At 65.6% G+C, this 26,373-nt stretch carries 30 protein-coding genes and 1 pseudogene; 18 read left to right on the top strand and 13 right to left on the bottom strand.

Going from position 1 to position 26,373, the window contains the following annotated elements:
• The 11 genes from A9W96_RS06320 to A9W96_RS06275 all read left to right on the top strand — a co-directional run.
• Positions 1–1,362 (top strand): MFS transporter (locus A9W96_RS06320; protein WP_067138480.1); only part of this gene is annotated, 1,362 nt, incomplete at its 5' end.
• 45 nt (positions 1,363–1,407) lie between these two features.
• Positions 1,408–2,196 carry an acetylserotonin O-methyltransferase gene (locus A9W96_RS06315; RefSeq protein ID WP_255362942.1) on the top strand — a complete coding sequence of 263 codons (789 nt, stop codon included), beginning with the start codon at positions 1,408–1,410 and terminating at the stop codon, positions 2,194–2,196.
• The gene (locus A9W96_RS33015) at positions 2,097–2,432 is read left to right on the top strand and encodes a methyltransferase (RefSeq protein ID WP_255362941.1); all 336 of its coding nucleotides are present in this window, start codon (positions 2,097–2,099) and stop codon (positions 2,430–2,432) included. The genes A9W96_RS06315 and A9W96_RS33015 overlap by 100 nt, the downstream gene beginning before the upstream one ends.
• A 241-nt stretch (positions 2,433–2,673) precedes the next feature.
• Positions 2,674–3,099 (top strand): MmpS family transport accessory protein, encoded by a 426-nt coding sequence (locus tag A9W96_RS06310; protein ID WP_066865042.1) that lies wholly within the window; start codon positions 2,674–2,676, stop codon positions 3,097–3,099.
• Entirely contained in the window at positions 3,096–6,032 is a 2,937-nt protein-coding gene (locus tag A9W96_RS06305; protein WP_066865039.1) for an RND family transporter, read from the top strand. Before A9W96_RS06310 ends, A9W96_RS06305 begins: the two co-directional genes overlap by 4 nt.
• A 563-nt stretch (positions 6,033–6,595) precedes the next feature.
• Entirely contained in the window at positions 6,596–7,363 is a 768-nt protein-coding gene (locus tag A9W96_RS06300) for an SDR family NAD(P)-dependent oxidoreductase (RefSeq protein WP_066865036.1), read from the top strand.
• Between the two features lie 17 nt (positions 7,364–7,380).
• Positions 7,381–7,911: a cupin domain-containing protein gene (locus tag A9W96_RS06295; protein ID WP_231998451.1), complete on the top strand. Its 531-nt coding sequence runs from the start codon at positions 7,381–7,383 to the stop codon at positions 7,909–7,911.
• A gap of 93 nt (positions 7,912–8,004) precedes the next feature.
• Entirely contained in the window at positions 8,005–8,316 is a 312-nt protein-coding gene (locus A9W96_RS06290) for a hypothetical protein (protein ID WP_066865033.1), read from the top strand.
• A gap of 5 nt (positions 8,317–8,321) precedes the next feature.
• On the top strand, positions 8,322–8,732 hold the full coding sequence (locus A9W96_RS06285) for a GNAT family N-acetyltransferase (RefSeq protein WP_066865029.1): 411 nt from the start codon (positions 8,322–8,324) through the stop codon (positions 8,730–8,732).
• Positions 8,729–9,499, top strand: coding sequence for an SDR family oxidoreductase (locus tag A9W96_RS06280; RefSeq protein ID WP_066865026.1), 771 nt, complete (start codon positions 8,729–8,731; stop codon positions 9,497–9,499). Before A9W96_RS06285 ends, A9W96_RS06280 begins: the two co-directional genes overlap by 4 nt.
• A gap of 12 nt (positions 9,500–9,511) precedes the next feature.
• Entirely contained in the window at positions 9,512–9,922 is a 411-nt protein-coding gene (locus A9W96_RS06275; RefSeq protein ID WP_066865023.1) for a cupin domain-containing protein, read from the top strand.
• A 50-nt stretch (positions 9,923–9,972) separates the two neighbouring features.
• Here A9W96_RS06275 and A9W96_RS31230 read toward each other — a convergent pair whose 3' ends face one another.
• The 5 genes and pseudogenes from A9W96_RS31230 to A9W96_RS06260 form a co-directional block, all read right to left on the bottom strand.
• Positions 9,973–10,203 (bottom strand): hypothetical protein, encoded by a 231-nt coding sequence (locus A9W96_RS31230; protein ID WP_066865019.1) that lies wholly within the window; start codon positions 10,201–10,203, stop codon positions 9,973–9,975.
• A 107-nt stretch (positions 10,204–10,310) separates the two neighbouring features.
• Positions 10,311–10,883 (bottom strand): N-acetylmuramoyl-L-alanine amidase, encoded by a 573-nt coding sequence (locus A9W96_RS06270; protein ID WP_255362943.1) that lies wholly within the window; start codon positions 10,881–10,883, stop codon positions 10,311–10,313.
• 217 nt (positions 10,884–11,100) lie between these two features.
• A complete protein-coding gene (murQ, locus tag A9W96_RS33235) occupies positions 11,101–12,003 on the bottom strand; it encodes an N-acetylmuramic acid 6-phosphate etherase (protein WP_369827463.1) in 903 nt (300 codons plus the stop codon).
• A 96-nt stretch (positions 12,004–12,099) separates the two neighbouring features.
• Positions 12,100–12,879, bottom strand: a pseudogene (locus tag A9W96_RS33230) (BadF/BadG/BcrA/BcrD ATPase family protein); the annotation flags it as partial.
• Complete coding sequence (locus tag A9W96_RS06260; protein ID WP_066865015.1) at positions 12,807–13,175, bottom strand: VOC family protein; 369 nt, start codon at positions 13,173–13,175, stop codon at positions 12,807–12,809. The pseudogene A9W96_RS33230 and the gene A9W96_RS06260, both read right to left, overlap by 73 nt.
• A gap of 60 nt (positions 13,176–13,235) precedes the next feature.
• On the opposite strand from A9W96_RS06260, the gene A9W96_RS06255 reads away from it, so the two are divergent.
• Both A9W96_RS06255 and A9W96_RS06250 read left to right on the top strand, forming a co-directional pair.
• Complete coding sequence (locus A9W96_RS06255) at positions 13,236–14,564, top strand: adenylate/guanylate cyclase domain-containing protein (protein WP_066865011.1); 1,329 nt, start codon at positions 13,236–13,238, stop codon at positions 14,562–14,564.
• Between the two features lie 134 nt (positions 14,565–14,698).
• A complete protein-coding gene (locus tag A9W96_RS06250; RefSeq protein ID WP_067138469.1) occupies positions 14,699–15,427 on the top strand; it encodes a class I SAM-dependent methyltransferase in 729 nt (242 codons plus the stop codon).
• Positions 15,428–15,434: 7 nt separating this feature from the next.
• Here A9W96_RS06250 and A9W96_RS06245 read toward each other — a convergent pair whose 3' ends face one another.
• The 6 genes from A9W96_RS06245 to A9W96_RS06225 form a co-directional block, all read right to left on the bottom strand.
• Positions 15,435–16,604 (bottom strand): glycosyltransferase, encoded by a 1,170-nt coding sequence (locus tag A9W96_RS06245; RefSeq protein WP_067138477.1) that lies wholly within the window; start codon positions 16,602–16,604, stop codon positions 15,435–15,437.
• Positions 16,601–17,638, bottom strand: coding sequence for a UDP-glucuronic acid decarboxylase family protein (locus A9W96_RS06240; protein WP_231999607.1), 1,038 nt, complete (start codon positions 17,636–17,638; stop codon positions 16,601–16,603). Before A9W96_RS06240 ends, A9W96_RS06245 begins: the two co-directional genes overlap by 4 nt.
• Positions 17,639–17,825: 187 nt before the next feature.
• The gene (locus A9W96_RS06235) at positions 17,826–18,284 is read right to left on the bottom strand and encodes a hypothetical protein (RefSeq protein ID WP_067138465.1); all 459 of its coding nucleotides are present in this window, start codon (positions 18,282–18,284) and stop codon (positions 17,826–17,828) included.
• Between the two features lie 81 nt (positions 18,285–18,365).
• Positions 18,366–18,803, bottom strand: a complete 438-nt coding sequence (locus A9W96_RS06230) for a nitroreductase family deazaflavin-dependent oxidoreductase (RefSeq protein WP_067138463.1) — start codon at positions 18,801–18,803, stop codon at positions 18,366–18,368.
• A 26-nt stretch (positions 18,804–18,829) separates the two neighbouring features.
• On the bottom strand, positions 18,830–18,988 hold the full coding sequence (locus A9W96_RS32040; RefSeq protein WP_197499417.1) for a hypothetical protein: 159 nt from the start codon (positions 18,986–18,988) through the stop codon (positions 18,830–18,832).
• A gap of 28 nt (positions 18,989–19,016) precedes the next feature.
• Positions 19,017–19,940 carry a LysR family transcriptional regulator gene (locus A9W96_RS06225; RefSeq protein ID WP_067138461.1) on the bottom strand — a complete coding sequence of 308 codons (924 nt, stop codon included), beginning with the start codon at positions 19,938–19,940 and terminating at the stop codon, positions 19,017–19,019.
• 97 nt (positions 19,941–20,037) lie between these two features.
• Here A9W96_RS06225 and A9W96_RS06220 point away from each other — a divergent pair, with 97 nt between their 5' ends.
• The 4 genes from A9W96_RS06220 to A9W96_RS06205 are packed head-to-tail and all read left to right on the top strand — an operon-like array spanning position 20,038 to position 23,346.
• Positions 20,038–21,315, top strand: coding sequence for an SRPBCC family protein (locus tag A9W96_RS06220; RefSeq protein WP_067138459.1), 1,278 nt, complete (start codon positions 20,038–20,040; stop codon positions 21,313–21,315).
• Positions 21,312–21,635: a hypothetical protein gene (locus A9W96_RS06215; protein ID WP_067138457.1), complete on the top strand. Its 324-nt coding sequence runs from the start codon at positions 21,312–21,314 to the stop codon at positions 21,633–21,635. Before A9W96_RS06220 ends, A9W96_RS06215 begins: the two co-directional genes overlap by 4 nt.
• 5 nt (positions 21,636–21,640) lie before the next feature.
• The gene (locus A9W96_RS06210; protein WP_067138455.1) at positions 21,641–22,471 is read left to right on the top strand and encodes a TauD/TfdA family dioxygenase; all 831 of its coding nucleotides are present in this window, start codon (positions 21,641–21,643) and stop codon (positions 22,469–22,471) included.
• Positions 22,468–23,346 (top strand): TIGR03619 family F420-dependent LLM class oxidoreductase, encoded by an 879-nt coding sequence (locus A9W96_RS06205; protein ID WP_067138453.1) that lies wholly within the window; start codon positions 22,468–22,470, stop codon positions 23,344–23,346. The genes A9W96_RS06210 and A9W96_RS06205 overlap by 4 nt, the downstream gene beginning before the upstream one ends.
• Positions 23,347–23,441: 95 nt before the next feature.
• Here A9W96_RS06205 and A9W96_RS06200 read toward each other — a convergent pair whose 3' ends face one another.
• Together A9W96_RS06200 and A9W96_RS06195 are read right to left on the bottom strand one after the other, a co-directional pair.
• Positions 23,442–23,951, bottom strand: coding sequence for a DUF2505 domain-containing protein (locus A9W96_RS06200; RefSeq protein ID WP_066879164.1), 510 nt, complete (start codon positions 23,949–23,951; stop codon positions 23,442–23,444).
• Between the two features lie 28 nt (positions 23,952–23,979).
• Entirely contained in the window at positions 23,980–24,681 is a 702-nt protein-coding gene (locus A9W96_RS06195) for a M15 family metallopeptidase (RefSeq protein WP_369830819.1), read from the bottom strand.
• Between the two features lie 353 nt (positions 24,682–25,034).
• Here A9W96_RS06195 and A9W96_RS06190 point away from each other — a divergent pair, with 353 nt between their 5' ends.
• On the top strand, positions 25,035–26,372 hold the full coding sequence (locus A9W96_RS06190) for a serine hydrolase domain-containing protein (RefSeq protein ID WP_369830818.1): 1,338 nt from the start codon (positions 25,035–25,037) through the stop codon (positions 26,370–26,372).
• The last annotated feature ends 1 nt before the right edge of the window (position 26,373 follow it).

The following is a 26,373-nucleotide window of genomic DNA, read 5'->3' as shown; positions in this document are numbered from 1 at the left end:
ATCGTGCACGACCTCGGGGGTGGCCTGGTGCTGCAGCAATGGATCGTCGACGGCTACCTGTTGGCGATGGCGGCCGCCGCGAGAACCGAGCCCGCCCCGAAAGCCGACAGCCCGAACCGCATTACGGGTACCCGTCCGATCAGATCCGAGATGGACCCGCCGGGCAACATTGCGGCCGCCATCGCGCCGACGATGCTGATCACGGGGCGCCTCATCCAAGGCCTGGGAGCGGCGTTCCTCGTGCCGGGCTCGCTGGCGCTGATCAACTCGGTGTTCGACAAAGCGCACCAGTCGGCAGCGATCGGCGTCTGGACCGGATGGACGGGAGCCGCGTTCGCGTTGGGCCCCCTGCTAGGAGGACTGTGCGTCGATTTCCTCAGCTGGCGTTGGATATTCGTGGTGTCTGCGATTCCCATGGCGATCGGATATGCGCTGACCTTCTGGTTGTGCCCGATGTCGGCGCGCATCGAGGGCGCCCACGTCGATGCGGCCGGGGTGGGCCTATCGTCGATTGGGTTGGCCGCGACCGTGTTTGCGTTGATCGAATCACAACACGACGGCTGGACCGCCCCGATGGTCATCACGCCATCGGTGGTCGGGATTACCGCACTGGCCGGCTTCGTGGGCTGGCAGCACCGCAGCCGATGCCCGATGCTTCCGTTGCCGCTGTTCGCCTTTCGCAACTTCGCTGCCGCCAACCTCGTCACCGCCTTCGTCTACGGCGGGTTGACACTGGGGTCGTTGGCCGTCGCCCTCTACACCCAAGAGATCGGCGGCTACTCAGCCACCGCGGCCGGACTGGCCACCCTGCCGATCCCAGCGGTGTCGTTCCTGTTCGCCCGTCACGTCGGCCGCATCGCCGCGCGGGTGGGACCACGCGCGTTCCTGATCGTCGGCCCCGCCGTGGCGGGGGTCGGGCTGCTGCTGATTCGCCCGAAGCCCAACGGATTTCACGCGATCACCGACCTGATCCCCGGCATGACCGTGCTGGCCATTGGACTGGTCGCGACCATCACACCGCTGATGTCCGTCACGTTGGCCTCGGTGCCGATCGAACACGGCGGCCTGGCGTCGGGGATCAACAACGCCGTCTCGCGACTCGCCGCGCTGATGTCGATCGGATCCATGGGCCTGATCACCGTTGGCGTGGCGAGCGCCACCGGATTCGCCCACGTGTTAGGGGTGAGCGCTGCGCTCTTCGGCCTGGGCGCATTGTGCGCCGCGCTGTTGATCACCAACCCCGTCGCCGGGTGCCAACCTGTGCCCTGTGACATCGCGGCGCTCTGCCGCGACCGGCCCGGTGCGCAACCCGCCCTGGCCGGCCAGCCGTCGGCCGCGACCGAACCATCCCCGCCGCCGTGATGTCGCAGGAAGGTACCGCAACAGGCACGGCAAGTTGGAGGAAAGATGACCACACCACCCGTACCGTCCGAAGCCCGAGACCACGAGCGGATGATGACCATGCTGACTGGTTACTGGGTCACCCAGATCGTTCGTGCCGCAGCGACTTTCAACTTAGCGGATCATCTCGCTGGGAGTATCGATACGGCTGAATCGATCGCTGCGGAGGAGTCCCTCGATCCCGACGCCACTCGGAGGCTCATCCGGGCCTGCGCCTCGCTGGGGCTTGTGACGTCGGCCGACGGTGTGCAGCTGAGCGGGACGCCCCTGCTCAGCACGCTGCTCAGAGACGACCCGAACTCGTTGCGTGGCATGGTCCTTGCGCAAGCCGCACCTGGTCATTGGTTGACCTGGGGATGCTTCCCGGATGCTGTTCGCAGCGGCACCAGGCAGATGGAGGCTGCCCACGGTATACCTGGCACGATCTTCGACTACTTAGCCACACATCCCGACGAGGCGAGTCATTTCACCGAAGCCATGTCGAATCTCAGTGCGGCCGCTGCGATCGAGATCGCGAAGCTGGTCGATACCCGAGGCGTCGAGTACGCGCTCGACGTCGGGGGAGCAAACGGCGAGGTTCTTCGGGCGATGATGCGGTCGAATCCCGAGCTGCGCGGCGGCGTCTTCGGCCGCAAATCGTGCCCTACGCGGCGGCGGCGGCTCGCAAAGATGGCCTGCGGGAACGCCTTAACGCAGTGGGGGGAGACTTTTTCGAGTCGGTACCGCCCGCAGATCTGTACGTGCTCAAATACATCCTGCACGACTGGGACGACCAGAACTGCATACGGATCTTGACAAACTGCCGTGCTGCCCTCCAAGAGGGTGGGCGCCTCGTCGTGATCGACTATCTCGTCGGAGAATTCGGCGGTCCCGTGCTGCCGACAATGATGGACATGAACATGTTGGTCATGACCGGTGGCAAGGAACGCGACATCGCAGAGTTCGACGCGCTTTTCGCCTCCACCGGATTTCGCCGCACCACCGTCGGACAGGCTGGGCAGTTCGCCGTCATAGAAACCGTAGGGATCTGACATGGTAGCCGCCACGGGGGGCCGATGTATTGGCAGCGGACGCGATCGGCCAGAGATATCAGCGAAAGGCGCTCGACTTTCACTATCACAGGGGCGACGACGATGCCTGCTCGCTGCTGCAGCGTCGCCCTAGCGGCCACCCCGGGAATCAACTCGATCGTGATGGCGTTCGGCTAGCCGTGGCACAAGCGAAGAGATGGCTTAATATCAGCCCTTCGGGCATTCCAAATCGGGGGGCGCGGTGTTGAGGCTTCTCACGCGGGCATGGGTTCCGCTGGTCGTGGTGGTGGCGCTGGCCGTCGGCGGCATCGCGGTGATGCGACTCAATGGCGTCTTCCCTGGACCCGGCTTGCCCAAGCCCGATCCCCGGGATGCCACCCCGCCCTATGCGGCCAAGACCGCCATCTACGAAATACTGGGGCCGCCCGGGACGACCGGAGTCGTCAACTGGATGGATGCGGAGTCGCTGCCGCAGAAGGCGAACTTCACGACATTGCCGTGGTCGAAGACGATCGTCGCCGAGATGCCCGGCATCTTCGCCTATGTCGTCGCCCAAGGTGACAGCCCCTTCATCGGTTGCCGCATCACCGTTGACGGCAAATTGGTCGATCAGCAACAGGCCAACGGGCACAACGCGCAAGTTTCCTGCTTGGACAAGTCGGCATGACCGACCAAACCAGCGACACGGACGAAATCCCCGTCGCGCAGCCCTATGAGCTCGAGCGCAAACCGCGCCTCGCTCGTACCATCCGCGCGCTGGCGCTGCCGATCGTCGTGGCCTGGGTGCTGATCGCGATCGGGGTGAACGTCTTCGTCCCGCAGTTGGAGAAGGTTGCCGAGGAGATTTCCGTCCCGCTCTCGCCGTCAGACGCACCATCGGTAACCGGGATGAAACACATCGGCGAGAAGTTCAAGGAGTACGACTCCGACAACCTCGTCCTGGTCACCCTGGTCGGTGACAAACCGCTCGGCCCGGACGCCCACCGGTTCTACGACGACCTGGTCAAAAAGATCCAGGCCGACCACGAACACGTCGAGCATGCGCTGAACTTCTGGGGGCAGCGATTCACGTCCTCAGGTGTGGAGAGCTACGACCATAAGGCCGCCTACGTCCAGGTCAACCTCAAAGGCGATCAGGGTGGGGCGGTCGGCGACGAATCCGTTGCCGCGGTGCGCAAGATCGTCGCGGACTCCAAGCCGCCCGCCGGCGTCAAGGCCTACGTCGCGGGCCAGGGAGCGCTGACCGCCGACGTGATTGTTGTCGGTGACAAGAGCCTGGCCAAGATCACGATCATCACGGTCGTGATCATCGCGCTCATGCTGATGTTCGTTTACCGGTCCATCAGCACCGTGTTGCTGACCATGGTGATCCTCTTCGTGGGACTCGCGGCCGGCCGCGGCGCGGTGGCGCTGTTGGGCGAAACCGGCGTCATGGGGTTGTCGACCTTCGCCGTGAACCTGCTGACCTCACTCGCGATCGCAGCGGGTACCGACTATGCGATTTTCATGGTCGGCCGCTACCAGGAGGGCCGCGAACGCGGTCTGGACCGTGAGGCCGCCTATTACGACACGTTCGCCGGCGTCAGCAAGGTGGTCCTGGGCTCCGGGCTGACGATCGTCGGGGCGCTGGCCTGCTTGAAGTTCACCCGGCTGCCCTACTTCAGTTCGCTGGCGTTCCCGTGCGCGGTGGGACTGCTGGTGGTGGTGGCGGCTGGGGTCACGCTGACGCCCGCTCTCATTGCAGTCGCCAGTGGCTTCGGCCTTTTGGACCCCAAGCGCAAGTTCAACTACACCCGCTGGCGCCGCCTGGCGACGGCCATCGTGCGCTGGCCGGCGCCCATCCTCGCGACCTCGGTCATCCTGGCGATCGTTGGCGCCCTTGGTCTCGCGGGCTTCACCCCGCGCTACAACGACCTGTATTACCTGCCGAAGAGCGCGGCCTCGGTGCAGGCGTACGACGCGGCCGATCGGCACTTCACCCAGGCCCGCCTGAACCCGGACCTGCTGATGATCGAATCGGACCACGATTTGCGCAATCCCCGAGACATGCTGGTGTTGGACAAAGTTGCCGGTGCCATTTTCCGGGTGCCGGGCATCGAACGGGTGCAGAGCATCACCAGACCGCTCGGCCCACCGATCGAAGACGGGTCCATTCCGTTCCAGCTGAGTGTGCAAACCGCGCCGATCCGCAGCAACCTGAACTACCTCAAGGACCGCGTCGCCGACATCAAGAAGATCATCGGAGATCTCGACACCCAGATCGCGCTGTTGGAGCGCCAGTACGCGATAACCCAAAAGCTCGCCGACGCCGCGGAGGACAGCTCGAAGACCACCGGAGAGACGGCGGCCATCACGGACGAGATCCGGGACCACATCGCGGATTTCGACGACTTCTGGAGGCCGATTCGCAGCTACTTCTACTGGGAGAAGCACTGCTACGACATCCCGATCTGCTGGTCGCTACGGTCGCTGTTCGACGCGCTGGACGGATTCGATCAGCTGGCCGAAAAGTTCCACGCCCTCACCGGCGATCTCTCCAACACAGCCAAGGCCACGCGCGAATTGCTGGCGATCATCCCGGAGAACATCGCCGTCACCAAGTCGATCCGCGATACGACGCTGACCATCTACAGCACGTTCGACAACCTGGTCGATCAGTTCGATCGGCTGACCGACACGAACGCCGTAATGGGCAAATCGTTCAACGACGCTCGGGTGGAAAGCCTGTTCTACCTGCCGCCGGAGATCTTCCAGAACTCCGACTTCCAGTTCGGGTTGAGCCTGATGGTGTCGCCCGACGGAAAGGCAGCGCGCTTCATCATCACTCACTCCGTGGACCCGGCGACCGCGGAAGGCATCAAGTCCGTCGAGCAAGAGCGCAACGCGGCCAAGGAGGCGCTGAAGCTCACCTCGCTGGAGAACGCCGACATCTATCTCGGCGGCACCGCCGCAACATTCAACGACATCGCCACTGGCGCCTGGTACGACCTGCTGATCGCCGCGGTGGCGTCGATCGTGCTGATCTTCATCATCATGGTGATCGTTACCCGCGCTCTCGTCGCCGCGGGAGTCATCGTCGGCACGATCGTGCTGTCGCTGGGCGCGGCGTTCGGATTCTCGACGCTGATCTGGCAGCACCTGGGCCACTTCCAGTTGCACTGGGTGGCAACGGAATTCGCGTTGATCGTGCTCTTGGCGGTGGGGTCCGACTACAACCTGATGCTGGTGTCCCGAATCGAGGAAGAGATCGGAGCCGGCCTGAACACGGGACTCATCCGCGGCGTCGGCGTGACGGGCCCGGTGGTGTCCGCGGCCGGTGTGGTTTTCGCCGTCACGATGGCCGCGATGCTCTCCAGCGATCTGCGGGCGATCGGTCAGTTCGGGTCCACGATCGGGATCGGTCTGATGTTCGACACCTTCGTCGTCCGAACCCTCATCACGCCGTCGATCATGACGGTGATGGGCCGCTGGTTCTGGTGGCCGAAGCGAGTGCGGGTCCGTCCGGCCAGCCAGATGCTCCGGTCCGTCGGCCCGCGGCCGCTGGTCCGTGCTCTGCTGTACCACCCGCGGCACGGTGCCCCACCGGACCCGCAGACCTAGCACCCCGCACAGCGGGCGTCGCCGATCGCCGGATGGTCTCGGCTACCGGGCCGCCTTGGCGGCGTGGCGCCGAGCCTTCCCCTTCGCGTGGGCCGAGCAGCAATGACCCATATCGCAATGGAACCGGTCACTACAATCATGCGAACAATAGACTGAGGCGGCCGGAAGCCATTCCGGATCGGACAAATCCCGCGGCCGGTCGTTTGGATCGAACGTATGGCCGCAATGTACACAGACCCTGGTCTTGGTCTTGGACATACCGCTCAGGGTACGCGCCATCGCCCCAAATCGGGGCTGATTCCAGGGCGAGGGTCAACGGTCTGCGTTTCGCAAAAAGATCGTGCAGTCAAAGGTAACTGTATTTACGCGAACGTAATTACTAATCGTTACCGCCCTATTCATTCACGCGTCGCTTCAGGCGGCGCATTCTCACCCGGGTGAATGGGTGGTTGGGGTGATGACAGTTCACCCGGGCCGGCCGCAGCCTAGGTACGAGCGACCGCGGGATCGTCCGTCCGGGTCCACTCGTAGCTGTCAAGGAGAGCCAGGAAGGGACCCCGCTTATGCATTTCGATGGCAAGAAGGTCATCGTTGTCGGCGGTAGTGCCGGCATGGGGCGGCAGGTCGCGATCGACATCGTCGGTCACGGCGGCAGCGCGGTGATCGTCGGACGGTCGAAGGCGCGCGTCGACGACACCGTCAGCGAGCTGACGAGCGACGGGGAAGCCTCGGGCATCGTCGCCGACCTGACGGACCGTGCGGCGGTCGCCGACGCGCAGCGCGCGCTTTCCGAGAATCACAGCGACGCCACGCTCCTGGTGAATGCGGCCGGATTCTTCATCCCGAAGCCGTTTCTCGCGTACGACTCGCAGGACTACGACTCCTACATGGAGCTGAACTTCGCCTTGTTCTTCCTGACGCAGACCGTCGTCGCGGGCATGATCGCACGCGGCGAGGGCGGGTCCATCGTCAACATCGGTAGCATGTGGGCGCATCAGGCACTGGGCGTGACCCCATCGACCGGCCATTCGATGCAGAAAGCCGGGCTGCATGCGCTCACCCACAACCTGGCCATCGAGCTTGCCGGGCATCAGATCCGCGTCAACGCCGTAGCGCCGGCCGCCGTCAAAACCCCCGCTCTCGAGCGGTGGGTCCCGAAGGACGAGATCGACTCCACCCTGGACACTTTCGCGCCGATTCATCCCCTGGGGCGAGTCGGCACCCCCGCCGACGTCGCCAACGCCATCACCTATCTGCTCTCCGACGCGGCCAGCTGGGTCACCGGCGCGATTCTCAATGTCGACGGCGGCATCATGGCCGGGCGCAACTGAGCTGACGGAGGATCCCAGTGACAAACGACATCTTGAGGCCAGGCGGCCCGTCGGCCAAGTCGGTCGGCCGCACCGAAGGCAAGTACGTGTTCAACGGGACGGTCGGTATCCGCCACATCCTGGATAGGTTTCAGGCGGAAGGGCGTTTCTCCGTGCTCGAGCATCCCATGTCACCCCGAGCGTTGGCCGCACCACTTCATCGCCACCACAACGAAGATGAGTACAGCTTCATCATTGAGGGACGCGTGGGCGCTTTGCTTGGCGACGAGGTGCTCTATGGCGGACCAGCCGACTTCATTTTCAAGCCACGAGGCCAATGGCATACATTCTGGAACGCGGGCGATGAGCCGGCCCGCATCCTGGAGATCATTTCCCCCGCAGGATTTGAGCAGTTCTTCGACGAACTTTCCGACCTCGGCGGCATAGCCAAGATATCGACAGAGACGCTGGATCAACTCTGCGCGCGGTACGAACTTGAGATGGATGTCGACAGCGTCCCCGAACTATGCAAACGCTTCGGATTGAAATTCCCCGGTGAACCTATTTGATAGTGGACCCCCGGAGTCCGAATTCCCGGTACACACAAGCAAAGTCGGCGGGAAAGCCACAGGTCGGCGAGCGAAAAGTCAAGGAGGACAACCTTGGACGGCGACTACGACGACCCGGGACCCGATAATACGCTGGGCCCCAGCGAATCTCTGGACTCCGACGAGGTGCGCAACGACGATGGTGACATCGTGGTCGACGCTCCATTGCGATGGATCTCGCCCAAGGAAAATTTGGCGCTGGATGAGCGCCTGGCCGCTGAGGAGCCCGAGTTCGGGTACACCGAGCAACCGCCGCTGCGGCCCCGGCGCCACCGCGGTCAGATCAGTGGCAGCCCACACGACGGCACATCGTTCTATGGTGTGGCGCGCCAAGAGTTTGACCGGGATGACGAGGACGTCGGCTGACCGCTATGAGTGAATCACCAACGCCGATGGGCACTATCGAACGCAGGGCAAACCATGGCCTGCTAACAATCATCGCCGACAACGCCCGAGAAGGTCGGTTCGAGGCCACCGTAGACGACCAGGTGATCGGTTGGCAGCCCTACCGCCGCTACCGCGGCCACATCGTGTTGATGGCCACCGAAGTCGATTCGCAATGGCGTGATCGGGGTGTGTCCTCGGCGATGATCGGTGGTGTGCTCACACTGATCCGCAGGGCCGGGCACACGGTTATCCCGCGGTGCAAGATCACGGGTGACTACATTCTGCGCCATCCTGAATATCGGGATCTGGTGACCGACCAATACCGGGGATTGCTCCGCCCGGTGTCGCGGCCTGCCGCGCCCGACGAAACCCGAACTGTGAAAGGTTCATCATGAAGATCGTCGTCATCGGCGGACGCGGGCTGATCGGCTCGAAAGTCATCTCCAAGCTCAGCGCCCAGGGGCATGACGTGATCGCGGCCTCACGCCGATCAGGTGTCGATTCATTCACCGGCGCAGGCCTTGGCGGCGCGCTCGCCGGTGCTGATGTGCTGGTCGATGTCGCTGATTCGCCAGAGTTCGACGATGAACCCGTGATGCGCTTCTTCACCACCACGACCACCAATCTCCTTGCGGCTGAACAAGAAGCCGGAGTCAACCACCATGTGGCGTTGTCCGTTGTGGGTGCGCAGACGATGCCGGACAGCGGCTACAACACCGCGAAAGCCGTTCAAGAAAACCTGATCAGGAAGTCCGGTCGGCCTTATTCGATCGTGCGAGCGACGCCCTTCTTCGAATTCGCCGTTGGACTGGCCGATTCCGCGACCGAAGGTGACGTGGTCAGGCTGCCGCACGCGTTGTTTCGTCCTATCGCCGCCAACGATGTCGCGACGGCCGTGGCCCACGCGGCCGGCGGGAGCCCCATCAACGCAGTGATGGAGATCGCCGGGCCAGAGGCAATAGGGATGGACGACTTTGTTCGCATGGGCCTTGCCGCCGTTGGCGATCATCGTCACGTCGTGACCGACGCACTGGCGCCCTACTTCGGTGCCGTGATCGACGATCACACCCTCGCGCCCGCTGAGAACGCCACCATCTTCACCACCCGATACTCCGACTGGATCGACGCACACTCCGGTCGTGCGCCCGTTTCGCAACCATAAGAGGGGCAACGAATGGTGCAGGACACGACCGACTCCGATTCGACCTCAACTATGACCGTGTTGCAGGAAGTACCGTCGGCGTTGATTCCCGACGATGCCCATGTGATGACGGTTCTCATCAGCCATCCGCCGGGGGCCCCGGGTTACCCACCACATCGCCTTCCCGGCGGCCCGGGGTTCGGTTACATGATCGACGGTGAGTTGTTGTTCGAGATCGAGGGTGAGCCGCCACGCGTCCTGCGCGCTGGAGACGCGTTCTGGGGGCCGGGCGGCGACGTGATCCACTATCAGGACGCCAACAACCGCACCGACATTCCTTGCAGCTTCGTCCTCACCCTGTTCCGCGTGCCCGGGCAGCCGATGCTCGAACGGGTTACCGACGAGGAGTTGGCGCAGCGAAAGGGATTGCGCGTCACCGGTTGACTAGCTCGGCTCGCCAGGTCGACGAGGACGACCAGTGGGATGGCGAGCGGCTAGGAAGCGTCGCGCAGGCGGGTCTCCACACCCTTGATCCCCTGACGCAGGTGCTCGGCCAGGTACCATTCCTCACCGCTATGGGCATCGCGTAAGGCCGTGTCGACCGCCGATTTGGCATCAGAGAGGTGCTCTCGGCGTTCGTCCCCGTGAGTGGTGATGGCATGGAGGACGGCCGTCACGGCCTCCTGGCAGGCGTTGGCGAAACCGCTGAGATGTGTGACCGACATGCTGACCCCTTCTTAGCCCGTGCTCAGCGAGATGCCCGCTGCTGAAGGACTGCAAACATTTCCGGCGATTCGCATCCCGGCGGCCTCCGACGAGCGGATGGCGGTGGTCAGTTGCCGGCCTCGATTGACGCGACCCGTGCGGCCGCGTCGGGTCCGCAGAAGCGCTGAAGATCCACTCCGCCCGCGCCGAGGAGATCGTCGATGCGGCGCTTGAGGTCGCCCGAGGATAGGTGGGCGTACAGGTTTCGACCCGGGCACGAGGTTTGGGCCAGGTCCCGATGGCCCGCCAGCGTGTCGGTCGAAACGCGAAAATTCTGGGCGGCCCAGGCGAACGCGCGCGCCGCCCCCTGAAGCTGGGCCTCCGGCACGGCCTCTTGATCAAAGTCTCCTTCGCAAAGAACCAGGAAATGGCCCGTCGTGTCGTAGTCCGTCGCGGTGTCGCCCGCGATCTCGGTGCTGCGCAGTTCGTAGATGTTGCCATTGCGGTCGACGCCGACGTGATAGGCGATGTCGACCCATCCGTGCTGATCCTGGTGGAATCGCTGATCCTGGCGGAGATGGTTTGGGGCATTGCGGTTTTCGCCGAGGACGACGGCCTCGTGGTGGAGCGTCATCCGGGTGATGGTGTGGCGCTTCCCTCCGGAGCGGGCCGGTCGGGCGCCCCAGGCGTCCCGGCACAGCAGCAGTGCCGAAGTCGTGGCGGTCAGGTGCGCACCGATTGTCGATGTCGGGGGAGGAGCCGGTGCCGAAGGCGGGCTGCCGAGCAGGGACGCCGCCCCGGCGCCGCCGGCGAGCGCTAGCAGCTGACGGCGGCTGACCAGAGCCGGCGGGCCGCACGCTGGCTCACACACGATCCTCACGATACGGGCGTGACACCGGCCCGCGGGACGACTTCATTCATGTCCCACCCAACGCGGCCCGCACGCGTCCGCGCGCCCGGTCGAGCCGGGCGGCGGCCTCGGCCGCATCGAGGCCCGCGAGCAATGCGACGATCGCGGTCTTGGCGTGACCGCCCGCGGCGGCCAGCGCGGTCGCCGCGGTCTCCTCGTCGACGCCGGCCACGTCGCGAACGATCCGCACCGCGCGACGACGCACCTTCGCATTGGTCGCCCGCACGTCGACCATCCGCGGTCCGAAGGCCTTGCCGAGCGCGATCATCACGCTCGTCGAAAGCGCGTTGAGCACCACCTTCTGCGCCGTCCCGGCGGTGAGCCGGGTGGACCCGGCGAGCACCTCCGGCCCGGTCAGCAGCTCGATCACGAGGTCGGCGGACGCTTCGCTTCGCGGGTTGTTGACTATCGCGACGGTCAGCGCACCCATCGTGCGGGCGTGCGCGAGGGCTCCCACCACGTACGGCGTGCGGCCCGACGCCGTGATCCCCACGAGCGCGTCGGCAGCGGTCAGGTCCGCGAGATTGGCGGGATCGAACGCATCCTCCGCGCCCTCGATCGCCTCGGTCAAAGCCGTTGGCCCGCCGGCGATCACGCCACGCACCAGGTCGGTGCCGAACGTCGGCCCGCACTCGGCCGCGTCGAGCACCCCGAGCCGGCCGGGTGTCCCGGCACCGGCGTAGATCAGGCGGCCGCCGCGTTCGAGCCGTGCGGTGATCGCCTCGGCCGCCGCCGCGATCTGCGGGACCGCCGTGGCCACCGCCTCGTGCGCTTCGCCCTCGGCTGCAACGAGCAGCGCGACGACCTCGCCGATGGGCCGCGCGTCGAGGTCGTCCAGGCCTGGCCGCACGGCCTCGGTGGCGAGCGCGTCGAGCCCTTGCGGGACAGGGACTTTCGGATCCGCCTGCACGCGAATCAGGTAGGGCTCGTGGATCGCTGAAAGCCGCAGCGCGCCGTCGAGCGCGTCGCCGGCCGCGGGGATGAGGTCGAGCCCCGAGCGGAGCGCCTGGACTCCCGCCAGCCCACCGACCATCGCCACCGGGCCATGGCCGGCCGCGCGGGCGGTCGCGGCGAGCGCCTGCGCGGCGGCGCTGACGATCCCCAGCGCCGCGGCGTCACCCTCCGCCGCCAGGACGTCGGGCGCGAACGACGCGACCGCGGCGGCGCCCGTGAGCTGCGCGGGCCAGGTCTCCGGCGCGCCGAAGCGGGCGCGTGCAGCTTCTAGCAGCGCGGTGGACGGACCGCGCCCGTCGTGGGCGCGTAGCGCCGCACGCAGCCCGGCGGCGCCGATCCACGCGCCGCCGCCTTCGTCGCCCAGCCAGGGGCCCCAACCGTCGGCGGTGCGCAGCGCGCCGGTCGTGTCGATCGCGAGCGCCACCACGCCGGTGCCCGCGATCAGCACGACGCCCGCCTGTCCGTTCAGCGCGCCCGCGTGCGCGATCACGGCGTCACTGGTCACCGCGACGCGTCGGGCCGGCAGCGATGCCAACAGCGCGTCGCCCAGTGCGCGCGCCGCGTCGGGTGCCGCCAGCGCACCGGCGGCGCCCACGACCACCTCGTCGACCGGCCCGAACTTTTGCGCCACCGCCAAGATGGCCGCCTCCGCGGCCCGCACGCCGCCGGGCGTCGCGAGCCCCGGCGCGCCCGCGCCCTCGGCCCTGCGGCCGCCCGCCGCGGCCCGGCAGGACGTCTTACCGAGGTCGACGGCGAGGATCACCGCAGCTTCTGCGCCAACTCGACGATGTTGCCGTCCGGGTCGGCGATGTGCAGCGTCCGTTCGCGCCATGGTCGATCCACCGGTCCGGTGAGGATCTCGACACCAAGCCCGCGCAGCCGTTCCGCTTCCGCATCGACGTCGTCGATCACGAAGCCGATCTCACCGCAGGGCGGGTTGCCGCCCTCGCGACCGATGAGTTCCGGCAGCTTCGAGCGTTCGAAAAGCGCGAACTTGGTGTTCTCCATGTGGAACTCGACATAGCCGTCGCCCTCGATTCGGACCTGAAGGCCGATCACGTCGCGGTAGAACGCCACCGACCGGCGCAGCGACTCGACATAGTGAATGACGTAGTCCACCCGACGCATGTCATGCACGGTATCCGTTCCGTGCGCCGTCGTAGGGCCCACGCGGCGTAAGGTTCGACCATGAACGTCCCGACGGACATTCACTATGCCAAGAGCGGTGGCCTTAACATCGCGTTTTCGGTAGCCGGAATGGGTCCCGACCTCGTCGTCGCGCCCGGCTTCATCTCGCACCTCGACATCATGTTGGAGGAGCCGTCGGTCGTTCACTTCTACTCGCGGCTCGCGTCCTTTCGTCGCGTCGTCACCTTTGACAAGCGGGGCACCGGTCTCTCGGATCCGGTGATGCACGCGCCGACGTTGGAAGAGTCCGTCGATGACCTGCGCGCCGTCATGGATGCGTCCGGATGTGAACGCGCCGACCTGGTGGGCGTCTCGGAAGGCGGCACGATGGCGATGCTGACGGCGGCCAGCCATCCCGATCGCGTGAATGCGCTTGTCCTCTATGGCTCGTTCTCCCGCCTGCTCCGAACGGCCGACTACCCGCTCGGTGTCACCGAGGAGCAGCTGTCGGCGCTGGTTGAGGTGAGCGCGGCAGGCTGGGGCGAGGGCGTCGGATTGGGTGCATGGGCGCCGAGCCGGCGGGGCGACGCCGATTTTCGGCGGTGGTGGGCGCGGCTGCAGCGCGTGGCGGCCAGCCCCGGCATGGTCCGCAACATCTTCGCGCTTTATCCGCAGCTGGACATCCGTGACGTGCTGCCGGCGATCCAGGCGCCGACGCTCGTGCTGCACCGGCACGACGACCGGATGGTGAGGTGCGAGATGGGTCGCTACCTCGCCGATCGCATCCCCGGGGCCAAGTTCGTCGAGATTGACGGCGGCGACCATCTGTTCTTCACGGGTGACGCCGACGCGCTGCTCGACGAGGTCGAGGAGTTCCTCACCGGCGTCCGCCCGCAGCCGGCGGTCGAGCGCGTCCTGGCCACCGTGTTGTTCACCGACATCGTGGACTCGACGAAGCGGGCGGTCGAGCTTGGCGACCAACGGTGGAAGGAGCTGCTCGGCAGGCATGACGCCCAGGTACGACGCCAGCTCGCACGCTTCAAGGGCTGTGAGGTCAACACGACGGGCGACGGCTTTCTCGCCCGGTTCGACGGGCCCGCGCGGGCGATCCGGTGCGCCATGGCGATCCGCGACGTCATGCGGAGCCTCGGTCTCGAGGTTCGGGCGGGCGTACACACGGGTGAGGTCGAGTTGCGCGACGACGACATCAGCGGCATCGCCGTCCACATCGCAGCGCGGGTTGCGGCAGCGGCCCGGGCCGGCGAGGTGCTCGTTTCGCGCATCGTTGTCGACCTGGTCGCCGGGTCGGACCTGCGCTTCGCCGGTCGCGGCGAGCACACGCTCAAGGGTGTGACGGGCGAGTGGGGGCTGTTCGCCGTCGAGGGCTGACGGCTGGCTGCGGCATCGATTGCGGCTGGGCGCAGAACTGATACCGTTCAAACCGCACGCCGCTCGCCATATTGACCTCACGAAAATCGGCGGCCCACAACCGCGCTGGAGGAGTTCATGCGCAGGAGCGCGTCATGACCGATGCCACTTGGGCCCTCTACACCGAGCAGATGGACAAGGTCGACGGCTGGTTTTTCGAGGCCGACGTCGAGCTGTTCAGCAAACTGCTCGCTTGCCAGACGGCCGAGGGCGTCAAGGGCGACATGCTCGAAATCGGCGCATATCAGGGCAAGTCCGCCATCTTGATGGGCTATGGCCTGCGGGACGACGAAGAACTGGTGATCTGCGATCTGTTCGGCGGCGTGATGAATCACGCCGACATCGCCCAAGCCCCACGCCAGCAGTACTCGGGCTTGGATCAGCAGCAGTTCCTCACCAACTGGGACCGTTTCCACACTCGCCGGCCAACGCTGGAGGTCTGCGAATCCTCAGAGCTCGATCTCGGAGACCGCAGCCTGCGCTTCGTCCACATCGACGGTTGTCACGGGTACCAGTGCGTCGCCAATGACATCATCCTCGCCGTGACTCACACGGCCAGACGGGGAGTGATCGCGCTGGACGACTATCGAGGGGTCGAAACCCCCGGTGTGGCGGCAGCCGTTTGGCAGGCTGTCGGCAACGGCTTCCTGTTCCCGTTCGCTGCGACGTACATGAAAATCTATGCCTGCACCTCGGCCGCCGATCAGCGTTACTGGTTAGAGCGGGTCAGGGATCGCGGCGACATCTGCGCTTTCCCCGACTTCGAGATGCCGTCTTATCGGAGCGTTTCGGACGCGCAACTTCGCCGCTCCGATGAGCGCTGACAGGCGTTCAGCCGGCGTATTGGACGACCGCGTCTTCCAGCAGGCCGGCTGCGGTGGCGGCGCTTGCGGCGGGTGTGGCCATCTGGGCGGCGACCTCGAGGGTCCGAGCTACGCAATGCGGAGTGAGGATGGCCCGCAGGTCGGCGAGCAGCGAATCCGGAGTGGTTGCGGAAAAGTGCCGTCCGATGCCGACGCCCAGCTGGCCGACCGCAGCAGCCCACATCGGCTGATCGACCGAAACGGCAAGGGCCAGCGTAGGTTTGCCGGCCCGTATGCCGGCGAACGTGGTGCCGGGGCCCCCGTGGTGAACGACCGCACGGCAAGCGGGAAAGACGGCCGAGTGGTTCACCGCGCCCACAACCATCACGTGGTCGTTTTGCGGGATGTCGGCCAGATCGCTTACGCCGCTGCAGATCAGCGCACGCTCGCCTAGTTGCGCGCAGGCCCAGCTGATCATCTCGAGCAAGCCGGCGGGGAAAGCGACTCGCGCGCTGCTCCCGAAGCCGAAGTAAATCGGCGGCGTGCCCGCGGCAATCCATGACGAGACCTCGTCGTCGACCTCCGTCGGTAATTCCAGCGTCAGCCCGCCAACGAAAGGCCGTCGGACATCCCATTTCGCCCACTCGGCTGCCAGCCCGGGGAAGAAGAGTTCGTCGTAGGCCTGGATCTCCAGCGGTTGTCGCGCCGAGGACCCCGATCCCTCCGGCAGGCCTAACGTTTGGCGCACGGCGTCTTCGGCCTCTTTGGTTACTTGCGTACCCGTGTCACGCCCGAGCGGGTAGATGTGCAGCGCGGCCTGCGGAATGTCGTAGTATTCCGCAATATTGGCGGCCAGCCCCTGCTGGCTCGCGTCGGTCAACAATAGGTCCGCCCCGTCTGCCAGCGACGTGAGCGCCGTGCCCAGCTGCGGCCAGAGTCGTTTGAGATCCTCGGCAATCACCCACGCCATGAAGACTGGGTTCGGAGTCTCCCCGTATTTGCGGGCGATCTCCGCGTTCTGCCGAATCTGGTCCGGGCCGTGGGGGACCGCAGCAAGCCCCGCCGACTCGACGAAGCCAAGGTAGTTTGGCGGGACCGCCATGCGTACGTCGTGACCGCGGCGCTGCAGCTCGCGACCGATGGTGGCGCACGGCTCGACATCGCCCCGAGTTCCCAAGGTAGCCAGTGCGATCCTCACCACTGGACGCCTGTCTGGGAGCCGGATCCGGCGATGCCGGTGAAATATTCGATTGTCCGCTCGACGCCTTCTTCGAAACTGACTCGCGGCCTCCAGCCGAGGGCGGACTCGGCGAGGGCGATGTCCGGCCTGCGCTGCTTCGGGTCGTCCGCCGGCAGTGGCTGAAAGACCGTCACGGAGGGGGAGCCGGTCATTTCCTTGATCAGCCTTGCTGTTTCGAGCACGGTGCGTTCGGCTGGGCTGCCGAGGTTGACGGGTCCGGTGAACGAAGCTTCGCTCGCCACCATTTTCACGAGCCCTTCGATGAGGTCGTCGACGTAACAAAAGGAACGGGTCTGGCTGCCGTCCCCGAAGACGGTGATCGGTTCACCGCGTAGCGCCTGGACGATGAACGACGAAATGATTCGCCCGTCGGCCGGATCCATCCTCGGACCGTAGGTATTGAAGATGCGGACGACCTTGATGCGGACGCGGTAGCGCCGCGCGTATTCGAGCATCAGCGTCTCCGCAACCCGCTTGCCTTCCTCGTAGCAGGCCCGCATGCCGAAGCAGTTGGCGTTGCCCCAGTACGTTTCGGCCTGCGGATGGATTGTCGGATCCCCGTAGACCTCGCTGGTGGAGGCCTGCAGGATCGTCGCCCCGCGCTCGCGCGCCAGTTCCAGTAGGTTTCTGGTCCCGGCGTAGTTGGTCTCGAGGGTGAACAGCGGATCGCGCTGGTAGGCGCGCGGCGATGCGGGGCAGGCCAGGTTGAAGATGACGTCCAGTGGACCTGGCATGACCGCGGCTACGGGCCGGGTGATGTCGTGCTCGATGAAACGGAAGCCCGGGTCTGCCTCGAGCTGCATCATGTTTTCGCGCCTACCGGTGCAGAGATTGTCGAGTCCGATGACTTCGATGTCGTCGCGGCGGAGACGATCGCACAGGTGGGACCCCAGGAATCCGGCCGCGCCGGCGACGAGGGCTCTCACTGCTTGCACTCCTTGGTTCCGGCCATCCAGCACGTAGCTTCGCATGGCGGAGCTGACTTCCTGCAAGACGCCCGCTGGAACTGTCCCCACTCACACTGGCGTTATTGGTTCGTTCAGCGGAAGTTCACCGTCGATGCGAACACGACGCCCATCAGCGTGCACGTCGGAATGTGCGCTGCCCCGGTTCACCGTCGGTTGTCGCCGCGTTTCCGCACTCGCCGACGTCAAGCGCGTTGGGCAGCGCCGCGGTGCTCTAGGTTCCGGCCGGCTTATTCGTCCGCGCATCCCAAATGGCTTGTGTCTCAACACCGACCGAGGCGTGATGGATCTCCTGGAAGTTCCGTCCGCCTCGACGAAATGTCGCGACGACGGCGACCGGCACGTCTTGCTCCAGCATCGGGACGGACAGCCACTCGCAGGGTCGGATGTGCACCAAGTCCACCGCTGCGGCGCTTGGGTCGGCGTCGTAGCAGTAAGGCCCGCAGATGCGGCCCAACCAGAACCACCCGTAGGTGTCGCGGGTCCACACAAACGAGCCTTCGTCGACGTCGACGAATCGGTCGACCCGATGGACAAGCCGCTCCTGTTCGCCCGGCCGGTTCACGAATTGCCCAAACCCGCACACCCCGAGCCGGCGGGCGCGATCGATCGCGGCCTGTGGGTCGACGGCATCGTTGCGGGATCGCATCGGCGCGCGGTACACGGCAACCATGGGAGATATCGTGCCTCGGCGCCGCGCCCGGGCCGATGTGGGCGGCTAGGGGCGCGACCTGAGCTGCGCGGCCTGCGGCCTTTAGCCTTTCGGGGCCAGGACGACGACGGGGATGGGTCGCGACGTCCGCTTCTGGTATTCGTTGTACCGGTTCTGATTGTTCTTGTTGACGATCTGCCATAGCCGCGGATAGTCGGGATCGTCGGGCAGCACCGGTCGTGCGGTGACGGCGAAACGCCTTGGGCCGACGTTGATCTCGACGTCGGGATGCGCCTTCAGGTTGTGGTACCAGCCGGGGGCCTGGGGCGCGCCGCCCTTGGAGGCGACCACCAGGTAGTTGTCACCGTCGCGGGCGTAGGTCAGCGACGTCGTGCGTTGCTTACCGGTCTTCGCGCCGACGGTATGCAGCAGCAGGCTCGGTATCCACAACGTGCGGTGACCGATCCAGCCGTTCGTCTTCTGATACACCGTGTCGTGCACCCGCAGCACCTGCGGGAGCAGCTTTTCTGCCAGACTCATAGCTACCAGTCTGCGCCTTTTTAGGGCTAGTGGTGATGCGGCGGCTGCTCGTCGCGGAGCCGGCGCTCGTCCAGCGCCTCGCGCGCCTGGTCCTCGTCGGCGTACCGTTCCACGTCCTCGGGCGTGACCTGCCCCCGTGGCGGTGTGGGCGCGGCCGGCGGTCGACGTGCGGATTCGCTGGACATCAGGCGATTGTCTCATTGTCGACGAGCGTTAGGTCTCGGCTCTGGCGATGTTCTCGACGATGATCTGACAGGCCGTGTCGTAGAAGGCGCTGATCAGGGTAGAGAAGGACAGCTCGAAGGGGTAGATCATGTGCACGGCGAGGGGTTCGACCGCCCATTCGGGAAGGACCGGCACGATGGTGCCCTGTCTCAATTCTTCCGCGCAGATGATCTGGGTGGGCATCGCACCGATGCCGAGGCCCTGCAGAATGTACTCCTTGCACACCTGAAAGTTGTTGGCTCGCGCCCGAACCCGGGGGGACAGCTCGAATCGTCGGTCGAGCTTTGTCAGCGCCAGCTTCTGGGGCCCGCAGAAGCCGAAGTCGATGAACGGCAGCGTGTTCAACTGCAACGGATCGGTGACCGGCTCCGGCAGCGTCTGCACGAATCCCGTCGAGGCGCAGAGGAACAGATTCAGGTCAAACACTTTTCGTGCGATCAGCGTCGAATCCTGCAGCGGTCCCGGACCGAACACGACGTCGAAACCGTCTTTGATCGGGTCGACCATCGCGTCGACCAACCGAATATCCAACCGGGAGTGGGGGTACCGCTGCAGGAAGGTGGCGCCGACCCGGGACGCGTAGTCGATGCCGAGGCTCACCGGTATCGCGACCCGCAGCTCCCCGTGCGGTTCCTGCTTGCTGGCCTCCACCAGTGCCCGCACGCCATTGGCCTCGGCCAAGATGTTCATCGCGTGGTCGTGGATCCGCTCGCCGAGGTCGGTGACCGTGAGTTGATGAGTGTTCTTGCGCAGCAGCTTGATGCCCAGGTCGGATTCCAGCTTGGTCAGCTTGCGGCTCACCGTGGATTTGGGCATTCCGAGCGATGTCGCCGCCTTCGAGATGCTGCGGCAGTCCACCACCTTGCCGAATACCAGCAGGGCATCGAGGTCAAAGGGCAGATTCTGTTCCATCGGTGTTCCAAGTATGCAACAGGGTGTTGCGTCCGTACACCTTATTGGGGCCTCGCGCGACTGCTACCGTCGGCCGCACCACGTAGGAGGAACGGGGATGAACCAGCCCATCGCCGTCGCCAAGCCCCCGACCGGGCACTGGACCGACGCATATCCCGAACTCGGCCGCGGCCCGGTGTCGCTTGAAGACTGCGTGTCCGAAGAGTTCTACGAGAAGGAACGCGAACACGTCTTCAAGAAGACCTGGCTCTACGTCGGACGGGTCGAACGCGTCCCGCGCACGGGCAGCTACTTCACCCGCGAGTTCAAATTCCTGAACACATCGATCATCATCGTGCGCGGCAAGGACCGGGTGATCCGCGCCTTCCACAACATCTGCCCGCACCGCGGCAACAAGATGTTGTGGGAAGACGATCCCTTCCAAGAGGTCTCCGGCCGCGCCCCGCTGCTGTACTGCCGCTTCCATGGCTGGCGCTACAAGCTGGACGGCTCGCTGCACTCGGCCACTCGCAAGGACCTGCTGCTGGACTTCGACGCCGACAGCTGCCGGGTGCCGGCGGTGCAGTGCGAGGTCTGGGAAGGCTTCATCTTCATCAACCTCAACCCGGACAACACCGAGCCGCTGCGTTCCTTCCTCGGCGAACTGGCCCACGGCATCGAGGGCTATCCATTTGACGGCCCGCACCAGGTCTACAGGTTTTCGGCCGAATTGCAGTGCAATTGGAAGATTTTCGTCGACAGCTTCGCCGAGAGTTACCACGGACCGTACCTGCACGCGTCGTCGTTCGGCGCTCTCACCGCGGAGGCCAGGGACGCCTTCGACCAGCCGAACCCGTTCACCGATGCCCTGGCCTACCAACTGAGCGGCCCGCATCGGATGTTCTCTTTCGCCGGTGAGCCATCGCGAAAGACGCCATATTCCAAGCCGATTGAATGCGTCATGGAAGCCAGCGCGGCGGGGCCCTGGAACAAAAAGCTCGACCGGGGACCGATGCCTCCAGGGATCAATCCCACACGGTCCGAGAAGTACGGGTTCGACTCGTTCCAGTTCTTCCCCAACTTCGTCCTCATTTTCGGCGCATCAGGGTTCACCACCCACGCCCACTGGCCCACCGGACCGCACTCGCACGTATTCGAAGTCGAGATGTTCTATCAGCCGCCCAAGACGCACAGGGAACGGCTCGGTCAGGAGCTCACCGTCACCTTCCTCAACGACATCATCCTCGAAGACGCCAGCCCGTCGGAGGGCCTGCAGGCGATGCTCAACAGCGGTGTGCTGACCCACTTCACGATGAATGACGAGGAGATCCTGCTGCGCCACCTGCACAAGGTGGTCGGCGACTATGTCGCGGCCGGCGAATCGGGTCAGCAATGAACACCGCACTGCCGCCTCAGTTTTCGCAACTCGAGCACCTGGTGCCCGAGTGGGCGATCGAGGACGGCCACGAGCGCTACGTCAAACGCGTCAACAGCTCGATGGAGCAAATCCGGGCCTTCTACGACGAGGTGTTTCCGCACGCCGAGGAGGCCGTCGCCTACATCGACAAGTTCGACTACTCCGAGCCGCTGCCCGACGACGTCGCCAACCTGCGCAACCTGCTCTACTCGCTGATCACCGTCTCGCTGGCGGTCGAGCTGTGGAAGCAGCCGCGGGTCAAGCATTCGGCCAACACCATCCTCACGAGAGTCAGCTGAAGATCATGGACCTCACCTCCGCACAGCTGGAGATTGTCGACCTCACCCCGAGAATCGGCAGCGAGATCAGAACCGATCTCGACACGCTGCTGAGCGGGCGCGAGGCTTCGACCATTCGCGAGGTCCTCGAACGGCGCGGTGTGGTGTACTTCCGCGGATTGGACATCGGCGACGAGCAGCAAGTCGCCATCGCCAAGACCCTCGGCACGGTGGTCGCCAACGAAGGCCAGGGTGGCATCAACAAGATCTCCCTCGACGAAAAGGTCAACCAGCGCGCCAAATATCTCAAAGGCTCGATGTTCTGGCACTTCGACGGTTCCTTGCAGCCGCTACCGAATCTGGCCACGCTGCTGCGTGCGGTGCAGCTCTCCGACACCGGTGGGCAGACCGAATTCTGCAACACTTACGCGGCCTACGAAGACCTTCCGGACGCCGACAAGGAGGCGATAGCGAAGCTGCGGGTGGTGCACAGCGCGGAGCGGTCACAGTATTACGTCACCCCGGAGATGAGCTACGACGAGGTGGCGTTCTGGCAGAAGTCGCCCACCAAGGCCTGCCCCATCGTGTGGACCCACCAATCCGGGCGCAAGTCGCTGCTGTTGGGCGCGACGTCCGACTACGTCATCGGTTTGCCGGTAGAGGAAAGCCGCGCTCTGCTTGCCCGGCTTCGTGATTGGGCCACCCAGCCCCAATACGTCTACCAGCATCAGTGGCAGCCGGGCGACCTGCTCATCTGGGACAACACCGGAACCATGCACCGGGTCTTGCCGTATCCGGCGGACAGCGGGCGACTGATGCACCGAACCATCCTCGCGGGCGAAGAGCCCCTGCAGTGAAAGTCGGCATCGCCACCCCGGTCGTCACCAATGTCGCTGGGGCACCGCTGGAGTGGGAAAAAGACGCGGGCATCGAGGACATCAGCCGGGCCGCCGAGGTCGCCGACCGCCTCGGCTACCACCACATGACCTGCAGCGAGCACATCGGTATCCCATCGACCGAATCCGGGCGGCGCGGAGCGCGTTACTGGGATCCACTGGCCACGTTCGGCTACGTGTCGGGGCGCACCACGCGGATTCGCTTGGCCACCATGACCTTGGTGCTCGGATACCATCATCCGCTGGCGATCGTAAAGCGTTACGGCACACTAGATCACGTGAGCGGCGGGCGGGTGATCCTCGGGGTCGGCGTCGGCTCGCTCAAGGAGGAGTTCGACCTGCTCGGTGCGCCTTTCGACGATCGCGGCGCCCGCGGCGACGACGCCCTGAAGGCGCTGCGGGCGGCTCTGACGAGCAACGAGCCGGCGTATCACGGCGAGTTCTACTCGTTCGACGGGCTGACGGTGGATCCCTGTGCGGTACAGGCGCACATGCCGATCTGGGTCGGCGGGCGCACGCGCCGTTCGCTACGGCGCGCGGTCACCCTCGCGGACGGCTGGTGCCCGTACTACGTGTCGATCCGCACCGCGGCGGACTGGCTTCGGCGGTTTGACCTGCCACCGGATTTCGAGGTGGTGATGCCAGCTGAGCAGCCCCTCGACCCGGCCGGGAAGCCCGAAGCGACCCAGGAAACGCTGCGGGAATTGGCCGACGGCGGCACCACGACCCTGTCGGCCCGCTTCGTCCACCATTCGTTGCGGCACTACCTCGAGCAACTCCACGCTCTGATCGAATTGCACCGCGAAGTCTTCGGCGCCGACGCGCGGACGCAGTAGACAGGACTGGCGATGACCATCCGCGACCCCTAGCGGCTGCCGGCTAAATCAACGTGGAGCATCCGGCCCGAAGGCCGCGATCGACGATCCACGCCTCAGGTGTTCTGGATGATCCACGTGGTGGTGAAGCGCAGCATCTCGGGGATGCCCTTGGCCAGGTCAGACCCGATGGACTTCTCCAGCTTGCCGCCCACCAAAGGGAGCTTGACCTCGACCCGCAAGGCTGACCGCAATTGCGAGCCCCCGTCGTCCGTCGGCGCCAGCCAGACTTCCGCGCGGCCCGACCCCAAACCGCCGGACGCCGAGACGTTGACGTGTCCGCGCACCTGCCCGTCACCGTCCGGTCGCCACGTCTCCGCCTGCACGATCTTCACGTCACCGGTGACGAACTTGGCGATCAGTCCAGGGAGGAGCTGGCGGCCCAGGTGCTGGGTCGTGCGGACCGTCACCGTGCCGTCGTCGTCGACCAGCAGAGAATCCAATGTGACGAGTACGCCGTCAGCGGCCGCGATGCGGGCCAGCCAATAGTCCTCGCGGCCGAAGGCGGAATGGATCTGCTTTACAGTGGCGGACGACTCGGTCGAGACGTCGAATGATCGCGACATATGCATCCATTCTTACCGGAAGCCTGGCTCAGGGCCGCTCGAAGTGCTGGTAGTCGATGGGCTCCGTCCAGTGGCCGCCCCACCGCCACCCGCCGTCCGTGAAGACGCGGACAGCCGGGTCGCCGTCGTGTAAGAGCCCCGGGTCACTGCGGCCGCGATCCAGATAGCCCGCTGCGTTGTGCGGCTGAAAAGTGCCGTCGGCGTAGACGCAGGGGTTCAGGCGTGGGTTCAGGTCGATGGCCCGACCGTAGGCGTGTGGTGACCAGTGTTCGCTTCCCGGGATGCCGCGGCAGTTGAACGCCGACGTGTTGTCGTCCTCCATGGATTGCTCGTCGTCGGCGGCCGGATAGCGGTCCGCGGTGCGGATCTTCTCGATGGGGAAGCCCAGTCGGTGCAGCCGCTCGAAGATCGCGATGACGTCGGGCACCAGGTCCTCGTGCACGATCAGTTCACCGCGGTGGGTCTGGCCGTCGAAGCCAATGTGGTCGACGCCCACGCGCCGCAACTGCGTCGGGCTCACCGGGCAGCCAGGTCGCCAGCTCGCTCCGAGCTCCGCGGCGGTGACCGGGCGAACGTCGGAATGGCCAGGCGCCGGCGGCGGCCTCGACGCCGTGGATGCGGGAGGTGACGGCCCGGCCACCGGGGGTGGCGGCGCGGCGGTGCACTGCGTCGCGGTGACCCCGACCGCCAACGCGACGGCCAGCACGGCACCCCACCGCCTGCCGGCAATCAACGGGGATGGGTCCTCACCGCTTGCTCCATCGCGACAAGACCGTCGCAACCGGGCGTCGCGAGACGGGTCCGGCGCCAACGCTACTGCAGACAGCCAGGCCCCCGCCTTACCCTTGCGATATGCCGGTAGTCAGTGGCAGGGGGAAGTTCTGGCCACCCTCGCTGCGCAAGACGGTTGTCGTCGCGATTGTGTTGCTCGCCCTCATCGCGGCTTCGCCGTGGGCGTTCACGGCACACACACCGGTCCCCGAGCGCCCACCGCAGCCCGCGCAGACACCCGCACAAACGCAGGCGCCCGCGGCGGCGCCGACTGCGGCTCCCGCCCCCGAATTCGACACCATCTCCAAGCTGATGAATGACGCGATCGCGGCAGGCGGGCTCCCGGGCGGCGTGGTGATGGTTGGGCACGACAGCAAGGTCGTCTTCCACCAGGCCTACGGGTCGCGCAAGCTCGCGGGCGAGCCGGGGCTGGACGGGTCGCCCGCACCGGCCGAGCCGATGACCGAGGACACCATCTTCGACATGGCGTCACTGACGAAGTGTCTCGCCACGGCGGTCGCCATCATGCAGCTCTACGAACAGGGCAGGGTTGCGTTCGACGATCCGGTGCAGAAGTATCTGCCCGACTTCAACGCGGCGAACGACCCGCAGCGGGCGAAGGTCACGGTCCGCATGCTGCTGACCAACACCTCCGGCGAAGGGATCGACGTCAACCTCGCAGACCCTTGGGGACTGGGCGGACCCGACAAAGCCGAAGGCATTCATCGCGCGCTCACCACGCCACTGCAGTCGGGCCCGGGGGAGCTTTTCCGCTATTCCGACATCAACTACATCCTGCTGGGCGCGCTGCTGGAAAAGACGACCGGCGAGACCGAGGACACCTACGTCGAGCGCAATGTGTTTGCGCCGCTTGGGCTGCAAGACACTCGGTATCTTCCGGTGGACAAAGCGTGCGGACCACATGTAGTGCGCGGGGCCGCCGTAGCGTGGGGCCCCGCCGCAGCGGGGTCGGCGCCCGTGACATGTCCTGCGGGGACCTGGAACACGAACGTTTTGCCGCGCATCGCCCCGACAGCGCGCGACGAGGAAAGCCGAGACGACCCGGGCAAGAATCCGGATTTCTTTGCGCTGCTTCGGGGTACGGTGCATGACCCGACGGCGCGCCGCATGGGAGGAGTGGCCGGCAACGCCGGCCTGTTCTCGACGGCCCACGACGTCGGCGTCTTTGCCCAGGCGCTGCTTGATCGGCTGGCGGATCGCCCGAGTGAATTCCCCTTGCGGCCGACGACTCTCGCGCTGATGACGACACCGCAGCAGCCCGGCCATAGCCCGGAACAAGTAGAAGCGGCCAACCGTGCCGCCCAGCAAGCCCGCACTCCGAAATATCCGGCGATCGAGGGGCAGAGCCTGTTCGGTTTTGGCTGGGACATCGACACGGCCTTCTCCAGGCCGCGCGGGACGGTCTTTCCCGTCGGCAGCTTCGGCAACACCGGATTTACCGGAACCACGCTGTGGATGGACCCAGGGTCGAATACCTACGTCATTCTGCTCTCGAACTCGATTCACCTACGGGGCAGCCCGCCGATCTCGCACCTCCGGGGCGCGGTGGCCACAGCCGCGGCGCAGGCCCTGCACCTCTACGGCGCCGCACCAATGGAAACGACGCCCGCGCCGCGGAAAAAACCGTAGC

The sequence above is a fragment of the Mycobacterium sp. 1245852.3 genome (assembly GCF_001669335.1).
Classification (GTDB): Bacteria; Actinomycetota; Actinomycetes; order Mycobacteriales; family Mycobacteriaceae; genus Mycobacterium; species Mycobacterium europaeum_A.
The sequence above is the reverse complement of the archived record's forward strand: the minus strand, read 5'-3'. Positions and strand labels throughout refer to the sequence as shown.